We start from the raw sequence: 11,896 nt of genomic DNA, 5'->3' as shown, positions 1-11,896 counted from the left end.
CTATCAGTACCGATTTATCCTAAATACAGGTATAATGAAGGAGTTCATGAAACGCTTTCAAGGGGGAATTGACCATGGCTCGAAACAATGTTTACCTGTATTACCGTAATAAACAAAGACACGAGACACAGGTACGTAAACTGATTGAAGTAGGAAATCGGTATGGATTGAATGTCGTCCAGGATCATAAACAAGCGAACATCATCGTTTCAATTGGCGGAGATGGTGCTTTCCTACAAGCCGCCCGCTTTACAGGATTCCGCGAAGATGCCATTTACGTTGGTTTTGCCGAAGGACCAAATTCGTTTTATTGTGACTTTGACATCAACGATTTGTCGTCCGTTGAGGCGATTTTCAAAGAAACCGGGAACCGTGCTTCGAATGGAGAAATTGAAGTCCGTCGTTATCCGCTTCTGGAAGCTTCGATCAATGGTGGTCCGGGGATGCTTTGCCTGAATGAATGTTCCGTCAAATCAAGCATCATTAAATCACTCGCCATTGAAGTGTACATCGATGGTTTCCTGTTCGAGACCTTCCGTGGCGACGGTATGGTCATCTCAACACCAACCGGTTCCACAGCTTACAACAAATCCTTGTCAGGTGCGATTGTTGACCCATTGATTCACTGTCTCCAAGTCAGTGAAATCGCATCCGTCAACAATAACCGCTACCGGACACTCGGATCGGCGTTCCTCTTGAACCGTGGTCGTAAACTGTCTCTGCGCATCATCGAAGACGGCAATGACTATCCGATCATCGGAATGGACAACGAAGCACTCAGTTTGAAACGGACCGATTCGGTCGATATCCAGTTATCCGAAAAAGAATTGAAGACCGTTAAATTAACAAACAATACATTTTGGCATAAAATCCAACGTTCATTCTTATAGAATAAAAAAATCTGCCGTTTGGCAGATTTTTTTATTGCCTGTTCCGTTACGTCACCCCTTATCATCATAACCAGGAGGTGTCAGACATGTATTCAACGCAACAATTGGCTCGGCTGGCCGGGGTCTCAAAACGAACTCTGTACCATTACGAAAGCATTGGTTTGCTTACTCCCAGTCACCGGACTCCGGCTGGTCACCGCCGTTATTCCCGGACCGAGCTTCACCGTTTGCAACAGATTTTGTTGTACCGCGAACTGCATGTCCCGCTGTCTCAAATCCCTCACCTCCTAAAAGGCAACCGGATGGAAGCAAGCGCCGTCCTGCGGGATCAAATTCAACGTCTTCAGGAAACCGCCCTGCACTATCAGACTTTAATTGATTTAGCCACTCAGACACTCCAATCGATTGAAGGAGGAATCAACATGAACGATGAGCAACTTTTCCGTGGCCTTCGTCACGAAGAACTCACCGCGCTTGAAGCGCAGCATGCCGAAGAAGCAAAAACACACTATGCCGAAACCAAGGCCTACCGGATCAGTCAAATCCGCCAACAACGGCGAAGTCCACAAGAAGCAGAACAATTGAGCCTGCAACACAAACAGTTGGATCAACGGTTGACGCAGTTGTACCGGACTCACCGTCCCGTTCACGACGCAGAAGTCCAGCAAGTCGTCCGGGATCAACACGCTTTCATCGACCAACATTACTATCCGTGTGATCTCACTCATTTTCAGTCGCTCGGACAGCTTTATGTCACCGATGAACGCTTCCGAAACTATTACGAAACGTATGAACCGGGCTTAGCCGATTTCTACGCAGCGGCTATTACGGTTTACACCCAAACACGCTGACTTACCGTAAGACGGGATCTGCTTGAAAAACGGTTTTTCCCGCTTGGACCGTCTCAACAAGCTGGTTTCGTAAGATGTCTTCTCCGCGCAATAAATAGAAGTCTTGTTCAAAGATGACGAAGTCCGCATCGTATCCCGGAAGCAACATTCCTTTTCGTCCATGTGTATCGGTTGCGATATGCGGATTTTTCGTGAACAGGAGTAAAGCTTCGTACATCGACAGGACTTCGTTCGTCTTATTGATATTACCCGCTGTTCCGGTAGTTGCCGCATAGAGGGCACGTCGAACATCAGGATCCGAAATCGGTGCGTCCGATCCGCCGCACAGAAGCGCCCCCGTTTCCGCCAGTGACTTCAGACGATACGCCCAGTCCAGCCGGTTCAACCCGAGACGGTCTTGCGCAAAGTCGGCATCGTCGAGCAGGAAGACCGGTTGAACATCAATCAAAACAGGAAGCTTCCGAATCCGTGCCAAGAGTTCCGGACGGACGACCGTTGCATGGATGATTCGGTCGCGTGTTCCTTTTGGTGCCGGATACTTCTCAAGGACCGTCACAAAACGCTCGATCGCCAAGTCACCGATGACGTGTGCCGCGACCGTAAAGCCGTAGCTCCGGGCTCGTTTTACGAGTTGTTCCAGTTGTTCCGGTGAATGGACTTCGATGCCGCGTGTCGTCGCGTCATCTGAATATCCTCTTCCAAGTAACGCCGTCCGTCCACCCAATGCCCCGTCGACAAACAGTTTCATCGCTCCAACCGACAAGGTCGGCGGTAACTCAGGATTCGTTTGGATGAACTGATCGACAACCAAATGATGAACGAGCAGGTGGGCATGGAAGCCTGTTTCTTCCGTCACTTCCCGGTACGCTTGTAATACTTCCGACAACTCACCATGGTATGCCAAATCTTCTGTATGGGCAGCAATGATCCCGCGACGATACAAGTTCTTGATGGCCGATCGGAGTGAGGCCTTATTCCGTTCGACCGATCCCGATTGTAAAGCATACAACGGTTCGATTGCTGCATCGTACAAGAAACCATCCGCTTCACCGGACTCGAGCAAACCGATCTTACCGCCTTCGATGACCGTCGATGCCTTGTATCCGAGTTGTTTGAACAAGACATCGTTGACGAGTACCGTGTGACGATCCGTCCGTTTTAGCAACGCCGGTTCAGTTGGGAACAATTGATTTAACCATGCCTTGGTCGGTGCACGGTCCAGTTTCGTCTCATCATAGCCTTCTGCTACGTGCAACCCATTGACGGCTTCCGCCTGAACAAAGGCTTTTCCCAGTTCATCTAGTGTTGCATAACTAGAGGCGTCCACTCGTCCGATGGCTTCTCCGTAACCAATCAAATGAATATGCGCATCTGTAAACGCCGGGTAGACAGCTTTCCCGTTTAGATCGACAATCGTCGTCACACGTCTTCCGAACCGTCGGCGCAGCGTACCCTCTTCTCCCATTGCAATGATTCTCGTCTCTTCGACAAACATCGCCGGTTGAACCTCATTTTCATGTGTCATCGTCCGGATGACGCCGTTCACATACAGTGTTCCCATCTGAATCGCTCCCTTTTGTTTTACAAAAACAGGGTGACCTGAAAGGCCACCCTGAGTTGTCAGTGATGATTATGCATGCATCGTCTCTTGTTGTCCGCATGCTTTTCGAATTCGGTCAATCGAACTTGGATCAAATTGTTCCAATACACGTTCTGCCAAAATGATCGTCCGCTCATAATCTCCTGCGAGGAACTTCGTCTCGGCAATCGTCAGCGACATATGTATCTCATTGTCGTGTCGCCGGAACCGATTGGCATACTGGACGAGTCGTTCTGCGTAAGTGACTTCGAATACTAATTTATCTATCCGTTCTTGCAGAAGTTTAAACGTTCCGTTGACATCTTCGCTCTGCGCCACGACGTAACTGACGTTGAACGGCAGCTCCTCGAAGCGTGATTCGAGCGTCTGCAGGGAACGGTTCGAAGCTTGTAATGCTTCTTCTACCTCTGCCGGAATTTTCGGTAGCCCGAGTCGTTTTAGACGCAGACGTGTCGAGGAAACGATTTGCCGCCATTCCGTGACACGCTGCCGGACTTCTGTTTCTTCCTTGCGCAGCGCCTGCAGTTCCACAGTAAACCGTTCATATTGAATCATCAGCTGTTCTTCGAGACGTACGGCATCCCGCATCTGATCTTCAAGCATGCTGAACGGAATGATCCGACTTGCAATGGACTCATCCAAATCTTTTGCGGCACCAAACAACATTTCTTCATCGCGTTGAATCGACTCGTAATGTTCGCCCAAGTCCGCCGAAATTTCGTAGTTTTCCCGTAACATGCTGAACTCTTGCGCCAACTGATGAACTTTCTCACGCATCCGCAAAGCTTTTTGTTTCAACGCTTGATTTTCTTTTTTCACATGGTGACGGGCATCGACTTCACGTCGGAACGTGTCGTACATTTGATCGATGTCGGCCGCAAGTTGTTGGACTTGTTCTTCAAGACCGTTGATTTCAAGAAATTCTAACTTTTTGACGAGACTCAAACGTTGTTCTTCAAACCGTTTGATGTCGGACTGCATTCCTAGAGGTTCAAGCGGATAGCCGTCTAACGTCATCTCTTTATAACCGGCACTCAATTGATCGATCCGTTGTCTCAACTCGTGGGCAAGCGTCTTCCAATGTTTCGGAATCACTTCAACGAATTGGCGCGTTTTTTCAACTTGCGCTTCCAATTGAAGGCTTGTTTCGTAAGCTTTCGTGACTTCTCCCGCTTCCTCGAACGCAACCATTTCAGTTCGTAGCTGGTCAATCGTTTCCGCCTGTTCTTCGAGTTTAGGTAAAGCTGGTCCGAACGAGGTTGCTTGCAATAACAACGATTTCCGGACTTGACTGGAATCGGTTTCCCCTTGCGCTTTCAGTTCTGCGAGAACCGATTGATTTTCCTTGAACGTCGACATCTCCGTCAGCATTCCTTCAATCAACCCTTCCAGCTCACCGATCAATTGCTCGGTTACTTCCAAATCATTTTTGACTGCAACGAATCGGTACCCGTCCAGTCCTTCTTCCGCCCGATACAATGTCTCATCGATTTGTGCGACGTGGACTGTCACTAATTCCTCCCATGCTTGGTGCCAGGAAGTGAATTTCGTCTCCGTCTCACCCGCCATCGGGAGTTCTTTCAGTTCTTGCAACTCCTTCGGAATCGACGCGCTGATGATTCCTTGTTTCCGCAGATCAAGTTCATCGATTTTCGTATAATATTTTTTCCGACTGATCATGCTGAACAGCATGACGAGTAATACGATGACGATGACGCCAATCACCCATGCCCACATTTGTTACGACCTCCACCCTGTCAAGCGACTTCATATTCTCATATATTCGCTTTAATCTTATCCTTATAATAGTATAGCGCAACCGATTTGCATAGATTTACTCGGGCTTTTCCTAATTTCTTCCGAACTTTTCAGACCCGTTTCTTGAAATCAATTGTTTGTCAGTCACGTAAAAACCCGATAAGATGAATAAAATATGATTTTTCAGGAGGAATGCTACATGTTTGAGACAACGACTTATGATGGTGACCGCACGAAACAATACGAAATGCTGAACAAGCAACTGGATGCCTTACTTACCGGAGAAACCAATCAAATCGCCAATCTTGCCAATGCCAGCGCATTGCTTGGTCAATTTCTCGATCGAACGAACTGGGTCGGTTTCTATTTGACGGATTCCGAGCAAAATGAATTGGTCCTCGGTCCATTCCAAGGTTTGCCGGCTTGTGTCCGCATCCCGTTCGGACGTGGTGTTTGCGGGACAGCTGCTCAAGATCAGGTAACACAACTCGTCATGGACGTGCACGCTTTCCCGGGGCACATCGCATGCGACGCCGCAACCAATTCAGAAATCGTCGTTCCATTGATTAAAGATGGAAAAACAATTGGTGTCCTCGATATCGATAGTCCGGAACTCCGTCGTTTTGACGAAACGGACCAAGCCGGTCTCGAAGCGTTCAGCGAAATTCTTCTTCGTCATATTTGATTGACAGCAGGAATCAGCAGACGTATACTTGTAAAAGTGCAGAAATGATAACGATAGCGGTCAAATCGCTTACGTATCACATTTCATGACTCGGCTTTTGCCGGAGGGGCATCGTGTAACTTTGCTATCAAGCGAGGGTGCCACATCATGAAATGGGCGTAACGTGGGTTTGATGGCGTTATTATTTTTATGCAAATAATAACGAACACTAAGGAGGAGTCTTATTATGGCTCGCTATACAGGTCCAGCTTGGAAACTTTCACGTCGTCTCGGTATCTCTCTTACTGAAACAGGAAAAGAAATCGCAAAACGTCCGTACGCTCCAGGACAACACGGTAACAGCCGTCGCAAAATGTCTGAGTACGGTCTTCAACTTCAAGCGAAGCAAACGCTTCGTCACATGTACGGAGTAAACGAACGCCAATTCAACCGTATCTTCAACGATGCTGGCAAAATGCCTGGTATCCACGGTGAGAACTTCATGTTCTTACTTGAAGCACGTCTTGACAACGTCGTTTACCGTATGGGTATGGCTCGTACACGTCGTGCTGCTCGTCAGCTCGTCAACCACGGTCACATCCAAGTTGATGGCGCTCGCGTCGACATCCCGTCGTTCCGCGTGAAACCAGGTCAAACGATCTCAGTTCGCGAAAAATCGAAGAACTTTGTCGTTATCAAAGAAGCACTCGAAGTTGCTCCAGCAACTAAAGACTTCGTTACTTTCGATGCTGAGAAGCTCGAAGGAACGTTCGTCCGTCTTCCAGAGCGTTCTGAATTGAACGATCAAATCCAAGAACAACTCGTCGTTGAGTACTACTCACGTTAATCAGTTGTTTCAAGCATCCACTTCGGTGGGTGCTTTTTTTGTGTTTCCCTTTTTCACATTATGTGTTAACCTTTTATTTATATTGGTTAACACATAATGAAGAGGACGTGTCATGTTATGAAAACGAAAGATCTTACATTTATCGCTTTAGGTGCTGCCATCATTTCCGCGGTCAGTCTACTGCCGCAACTCCAACTTGTCGGACCCGTTCCGATCACCCTTCAAATGCTTGCCATCATGACGGTCAGTGCCATCCTCGGTGCGAAACGTGGTGGACTTGCTGTCCTGGTCTTTTTACTGCTCGCTGCCGCCGGTCTTCCCTTACTTGGTGGAAAAGGAGGACTTGCCCCATTCGTCGGTCCGACGGTCGGCTATTTGATTGCTTTCCCGATTGCCGGTTTCTTTATCGGTCTGGTCGCTGAAATGACACGTCGTTTCCTGCCGCTGTTTATCGGAATGATCGTGTTCGGGCTTGGACTTGTCTATCTGCTCGGTACATTTGGTTTGATGGCCGTTTTACAACTGTCTTTCCTTGATGCCCTGACCATCAACATTCCATTTATCCTCGGCGACGTATTAAAAGCCTTGCTTGCGACGACGATTGCCGTTCGTTTGCTCCCGCTTCGCTTATTCCGGGTCGCGTAATAAAAAGAACGCTGACGAAATCCGTCAGCGTTCTTTTTTTTAGGTTTAAGCGTGCTCGAGTACAAAGTATTTCTTTTTCCCACGTCGAATGATTGTAAAATCACCAATCGCATCTTGTTTTGTAATCTCTTTCGTCAATTCCTGTTCCCGATCTCCATTGATGTAGATCGCTCCGTTCGTCACATCTTCACGTGCTTGACGTTTTGACGGACTGATGTTTGCTTCAACGAGAACATCGACCAGGTTCGTCGCTTCACCGAGTGTAAAACGCGGCATGCCTTTGAAAGCATCGGCAATGTCTTCTGCTTTCAATGATTTGATTTCACCGCTGAAGAGCGCTTGTGTGATGCGTTTCGCTTGTTCCAACGCATCCGTTCCGTGAACGAGAACTGTCATTTCTTCCGCCAGTCGACGTTGGGCAATCCGTTTTTCCGGTGCTGTCTCGACTTCTGTTTGGAGATCTCCGATTTCTTCATGCGTCAGGAACGTAAAGTATTTTAAGAACTTGATGACATCGAGATCGTCGACGTTAAACCAAAATTGGTAAAACTCGTATGGCGTCGTTTTATCGGCATCGAGCCAGACTGCGCCGCCGGCTGTTTTTCCGAATTTCTGTCCGTCTGATTTTGTGACAAGTGGAACCGTCATGCCGAATGCTTTTTGATCATGACCGACGCGGCGGATCAATTCCATTCCTGCCGTGATATTCCCCCACTGGTCGCTTCCTCCAACTTGAAGGCGGCATCCTTCATTTTCGTACAACTTCAGGAAATCAAACGATTGCAGCAACATGTATGAGAATTCCGTGAACGAAATCCCATTTTGGAGACGCGAATCGACGGAATCCTTCGCCAGCATGTAGCTAATTGGGAAATGCTTTCCGATGTCACGCAAGAAATCAATGATCGTCAAATCCTTTGTCCAGTCCAGGTTATTGGCGATCGTCACCGGATTTTCACCTGCAAGCGGTAAAAAGCGAGATAGTTGTCCTTTGATCCGGTTCGCGAATTCTTCGACGATATCCGATGTATTTAATGAACGTTCCGTCGAACGACCACTTGGATCACCGATCATTCCGGTAGCGCCACCCACTAAGCCGATGACATGGTGCCCGGCTTCTTGGAAGCGTTTAAGAACAAGGATTGGCAATAAATGTCCGATGTGCAGGGAATCTGCCGTCGGATCAAATCCTGTGTACAGTGTCGTCGGACTGGCCAACAATTCCTTAATTCCTTCTTCATCTGTCAGTTGGCTGATTAAGCCGCGAAACTCTAAATCTTCAAGTAACGTCATCTGTCTTCCCCCTAAAAATAGTCTAAAAAAAACCGTCCCCTCGTATAAACGAAGGGACGGAATATTCCGTGGTACCACCCTAATTGCATGAACATCATGCCACTTAGATTGCCGATAACGGGGCACAGTCCGCTTGATTTCTCAAGAAGCTCCTGAAAGCGTAATTCATGAAAGCGCTATGTCCTAGTTCGCAGCACCACTAGGTCTCTGATACAGGGAGCGATTCATTACTTAATTCCATTCACAGCTTATTTTTTATATAATTATCCTAAGATGTTTCCATGATACGTCGAAGCAGAATCCACTGTCAAGCCACTTTCTAATACTTCAGATATGGTATAATACGTCTATCTGTGATTTAATGTTAATTTACACCCAAGTTTAAGATGTAAAGGAGATCATTTATGCGCGAGAACTGGTTCAAGTTTTGGAATCACCCCCGAACGAAAGCCGTTCGGCACTGGTCGAATATCACATACGACGTATCTTGGAATATCATTTTATTCCTCATCATAGGTGTCTTACTCGTCGGAAGTTTTTCTGTCGGTGCAGCTGGCGGCTATTTCGCATCACTCGTCAAGGATACGAAAGCACCACAACTGGCAGACATGAAACAACAAGTGAACAGCTATGCGATCACCAGCGAAATTTACTGGGGCAGCGGCGAAAAGTTGACGAACATCTCGACTGATGAAGAACGTCAACCCGTTGATATCAAAGAAATCTCACCTTACCTGCTTGATGCAGTCCTCTCAACAGAAGATGTTGATTTTTACGAACATGATGGTGTTGTGCCAAAAGCAACATTACGTGCCGTTCTTCAAGAGCTGACGAACTCTGCTTCACGAACAGGCGGAAGTACGTTGACACAACAGCTCATCAAAAACCAGATTTTAACGAACGAAGTCTCGTTCGAACGGAAAGCAAAAGAAATCATTCTGGCACTGCGTCTTGAAAACGCCATGACAAAAGATGAAATTCTTCAAGCGTATCTGAACGTCGTCTCATTCGGACGAAACTCTTTAGGGCGGAACATCGCCGGAATCGAAGCGGCGTCACGCGGCGTGTTTAATAAACCCGCCAAGAAACTGACGTTACCGCAAGCTGCCTTCTTGGCCGGTATTCCGAAGAACCCTTACTACTACACGCCATATCTTCAAGGCGGTGTTGTCAAAAAAGACTTAACACCGAGCACGAACCGCATGAAAACTGTTTTAAAGCGGATGTATGTTGCTAAAAACATCACAAAAGCGCAGTACGAAAAGGCTGTCAAATACGACATTACAAAAGATTTCGCTAAAACATCAACTCGTTCACGCGACACGTACCCGTATGTCTATGATTTAGCCGAAAAAGAAGCGTTAAAAATCATGACCAGTTACCTCATGAAACAAGATGGTGTTAAGGAAGATGAAGTGAAACCATCTGAACTGGCCGAAGTCAAAGCCAACTATCGAGATCAGGCACTTGTTGCCATCCGTCAAGGTGGTTATAAAATTCATTTAACACTCGACAAAAAAATTCATGAAGCGATGCAGACTCCTGCCAAAAATGCGGCGAACTTCCCGGGAGCTCCGCAATACAAGCAAGTCGTCGATCCGAAAACGAAAAAGACGGTCACGAAAAAAGATCCGGAAGAAACAGCTGCCGTCTTGATGCAAAACGAAACCGGTCGTATTCTTGGTTTTGTCGGCGGTCGTTACACCGATGGGACAGCGGACGATTTCAACCGCGCCTTCCAGGCGAAACGCCAAATCGGATCTACAGCTAAACCGATTCTTGTTTATTCAAACGGAATCGAAAATGGATTAATTACGCCAGCTTCGACGATCAACGATGAAGAATACTATTACCAGACCGTTCCTCGTCAACCGGGTGACAACCCGATCAACAACGAAGGTGGACGTTATCGTGGCAATGTCACGGTTCGGGAAGCATTGGAACTCTCATTAAACGTTCCGGCTGTTAAGACGTACGAAAAAATGAACATGTCGAACTCGATTCAAAAGTTAGTCGACATGGGCATCGAAATTCCCGACAATATTCGTTATGCGCCGTCTGCTGCGCTCGGGACAATGGAAATCACTCCAGTTGAACTGGCAGGTGCTTATGCAACACTTGCGAACTACGGTGAATACGTGAAACCATATGTCATCTCGAAGATTACAAAAGACGGCAAAAATATTTACAAAGCAAAAGCGAAGAAAAAACAAATTTATCAAGACCGTACGGCATATCTCACGCTTGATATGATGCGTGGTGTCTTTGATAAAGGAACAGCCCAGTATGCTAATTCCTTACTCAATGCACCTGGAGATTGGGCCGGTAAAACAGGAACGACAAATGAAATCAAGGATTCGTACCTCGTCGCCTCTACACCAGGTGTCACACTTGCTGTCTGGACGGGACACGACCAAAACAATTCCTTGTTAGGTGCGACGACATATTACCAACGGACGCAAAATCTATGGGCTCAAATGGCGAATCTGACGTATAACGCAAACAGCAGTTACTTTAAGTCAGATGCCCGCTTTAATCAGCCAGCGTCAGTCAGCGCCAACGACTTTAAAAATACAGGTCGTTTCAAAGAAGAGGATAAAAAGAAAAAAGAAGCAGAGGCGAAGAAAAAAGCCGCTGAAGAAAAGAAAAAGCAAGCAGAAGAAAAGAAAAAAGAAGATGCAGCGAAGGCTGAAGACGCCAAACAAAAAGCCGAGGATGAAAAAGCGGATGCGGACGCGAAACGTAAAGCTGACGCCGATGCGAAAGCAGACGCTGACGCGAAACGTAAAGCCGACGCCGACGCCAAAGCGAAAGCTGAGGCTGACGCGAAACGTAAAGCCGACGCCGACGCCAAGGCGAAAGCTGAGGCTGATGCGAAACGTAAAGCTGACGCCGATGCCAAAGCGAAGGCAGAGGCTGAAGCCAAACGCAAAGCCGAGGTGGACGCTAAAAAGAAAGAAAATGACGCCAAGCAAGAAACTGAATAACTTCTTTACCAAAAACACTGATCTGAAAGGATCAGTGTTCAGACTGAAGACAAAGTAGTGGTTTTTCTCTTGATTGAGAAGAACCGCTTTTTTGTTCGCTTCGAATCGTTTTCCTGGGACAAGCATCGCGCCGCATCGCTTCGCTGCTGGGTCGCTCCTGCTTGTTTTTCCCTAGGAAGCGATTACGAGCGAACAAACGCTTTTTCTTTCATACTTCCGGGTATAAAACTAGCATAGACATTCGAAAGAGGAGGACTCATTATGATGGGAAAAAGAGACCAACATCATCGTTCTGAGAACATCACCATCACATTGGAACAATTGGTCCCGCAGGACCATCTCGTTCGAAAAGTGGACCAGG

The 11,896-nt window shown here is 47.2% G+C and carries 9 protein-coding genes and 1 other annotated feature; of the genes, 6 read left to right on the top strand and 3 right to left on the bottom strand.

Translation table 11 applies throughout. From position 1 onward, the window contains the following. The first annotated feature begins 74 nt into the window (after positions 1 to 74). Both KNP87_RS00045 and KNP87_RS00040 read left to right on the top strand, forming a co-directional pair. Positions 75 to 890, top strand: a complete 816-nt coding sequence (locus tag KNP87_RS00045; RefSeq protein WP_026832322.1) for an NAD kinase — start codon at positions 75 to 77, stop codon at positions 888 to 890. 86 nt (positions 891 to 976) lie between these two features. After that, positions 977 to 1,741, top strand: coding sequence for a MerR family transcriptional regulator (locus KNP87_RS00040; RefSeq protein ID WP_214720516.1), 765 nt, complete (start codon positions 977 to 979; stop codon positions 1,739 to 1,741). A gap of 1 nt (position 1,742) precedes the next feature. Here KNP87_RS00040 and KNP87_RS00035 read toward each other — a convergent pair whose 3' ends face one another. Both KNP87_RS00035 and ezrA read right to left on the bottom strand, forming a co-directional pair. Continuing rightward, the gene (locus KNP87_RS00035) at positions 1,743 to 3,302 is read right to left on the bottom strand and encodes an amidohydrolase (protein ID WP_214720515.1); all 1,560 of its coding nucleotides are present in this window, start codon (positions 3,300 to 3,302) and stop codon (positions 1,743 to 1,745) included. Between the two features lie 69 nt (positions 3,303 to 3,371). Beyond that, positions 3,372 to 5,078: a septation ring formation regulator EzrA gene (ezrA, locus tag KNP87_RS00030; RefSeq protein WP_026832319.1), complete on the bottom strand. Its 1,707-nt coding sequence runs from the start codon at positions 5,076 to 5,078 to the stop codon at positions 3,372 to 3,374. Between the two features lie 220 nt (positions 5,079 to 5,298). On the opposite strand from ezrA, the gene KNP87_RS00025 reads away from it, so the two are divergent. From KNP87_RS00025 to KNP87_RS00015, 3 genes are all read left to right on the top strand, one after another. Beyond that, a complete protein-coding gene (locus tag KNP87_RS00025) occupies positions 5,299 to 5,784 on the top strand; it encodes a GAF domain-containing protein (protein WP_026832318.1) in 486 nt (161 codons plus the stop codon). Positions 5,785 to 6,010: 226 nt separating this feature from the next. Next, positions 6,011 to 6,610 carry a 30S ribosomal protein S4 gene (rpsD, locus tag KNP87_RS00020; protein WP_012371102.1) on the top strand — a complete coding sequence of 200 codons (600 nt, stop codon included), beginning with the start codon at positions 6,011 to 6,013 and terminating at the stop codon, positions 6,608 to 6,610. Positions 6,611 to 6,727: 117 nt separating this feature from the next. Then, complete coding sequence (locus tag KNP87_RS00015) at positions 6,728 to 7,255, top strand: biotin transporter BioY (protein ID WP_214720514.1); 528 nt, start codon at positions 6,728 to 6,730, stop codon at positions 7,253 to 7,255. Between the two features lie 45 nt (positions 7,256 to 7,300). Here KNP87_RS00015 and tyrS read toward each other — a convergent pair whose 3' ends face one another. Next, positions 7,301 to 8,548, bottom strand: coding sequence for a tyrosine--tRNA ligase (gene tyrS / locus KNP87_RS00010; protein ID WP_214720513.1), 1,248 nt, complete (start codon positions 8,546 to 8,548; stop codon positions 7,301 to 7,303). A gap of 49 nt (positions 8,549 to 8,597) precedes the next feature. Continuing rightward, positions 8,598 to 8,802 (bottom strand) — a binding site (T-box leader). Between the two features lie 150 nt (positions 8,803 to 8,952). Between tyrS and KNP87_RS00005 the strand changes: the two genes are divergently transcribed. Next, positions 8,953 to 11,535 (top strand): transglycosylase domain-containing protein, encoded by a 2,583-nt coding sequence (locus KNP87_RS00005; protein WP_214720512.1) that lies wholly within the window; start codon positions 8,953 to 8,955, stop codon positions 11,533 to 11,535. Positions 11,536 to 11,896 lie beyond the last annotated feature (361 nt).

The sequence above is a fragment of the Exiguobacterium sp. s192 genome, from assembly GCF_018618795.1.
Lineage (GTDB): Bacteria > Bacillota > Bacilli > Exiguobacteriales > Exiguobacteriaceae > Exiguobacterium_A > Exiguobacterium_A undae.
The sequence above is the reverse complement of the archived record's forward strand: the minus strand, read 5'-3'. Positions and strand labels throughout refer to the sequence as shown.

Bases quoted from the DNA above. Each gene is read 5' to 3' on its own strand.
- KNP87_RS00045 (WP_026832322.1), top strand. From the start codon at position 75: ATGGCTCGAAACAATGTTTACCTGTATTACCGTAATAAACAAAGACAC.
- KNP87_RS00040 (WP_214720516.1), top strand. From the start codon at position 977: ATGTATTCAACGCAACAATTGGCTCGGCTGGCCGGGGTCTCAAAACGA.
- KNP87_RS00035 (WP_214720515.1), bottom strand. From the start codon at position 3,302: ATGGGAACACTGTATGTGAACGGCGTCATCCGGACGATGACACATGAA.
- ezrA (WP_026832319.1), bottom strand. From the start codon at position 5,078: ATGTGGGCATGGGTGATTGGCGTCATCGTCATCGTATTACTCGTCATG.
- KNP87_RS00025 (WP_026832318.1), top strand. From the start codon at position 5,299: ATGTTTGAGACAACGACTTATGATGGTGACCGCACGAAACAATACGAA.
- rpsD (WP_012371102.1), top strand. From the start codon at position 6,011: ATGGCTCGCTATACAGGTCCAGCTTGGAAACTTTCACGTCGTCTCGGT.
- KNP87_RS00015 (WP_214720514.1), top strand. From the start codon at position 6,728: ATGAAAACGAAAGATCTTACATTTATCGCTTTAGGTGCTGCCATCATT.
- tyrS (WP_214720513.1), bottom strand. From the start codon at position 8,548: ATGACGTTACTTGAAGATTTAGAGTTTCGCGGCTTAATCAGCCAACTG.
- KNP87_RS00005 (WP_214720512.1), top strand. From the start codon at position 8,953: ATGCGCGAGAACTGGTTCAAGTTTTGGAATCACCCCCGAACGAAAGCC.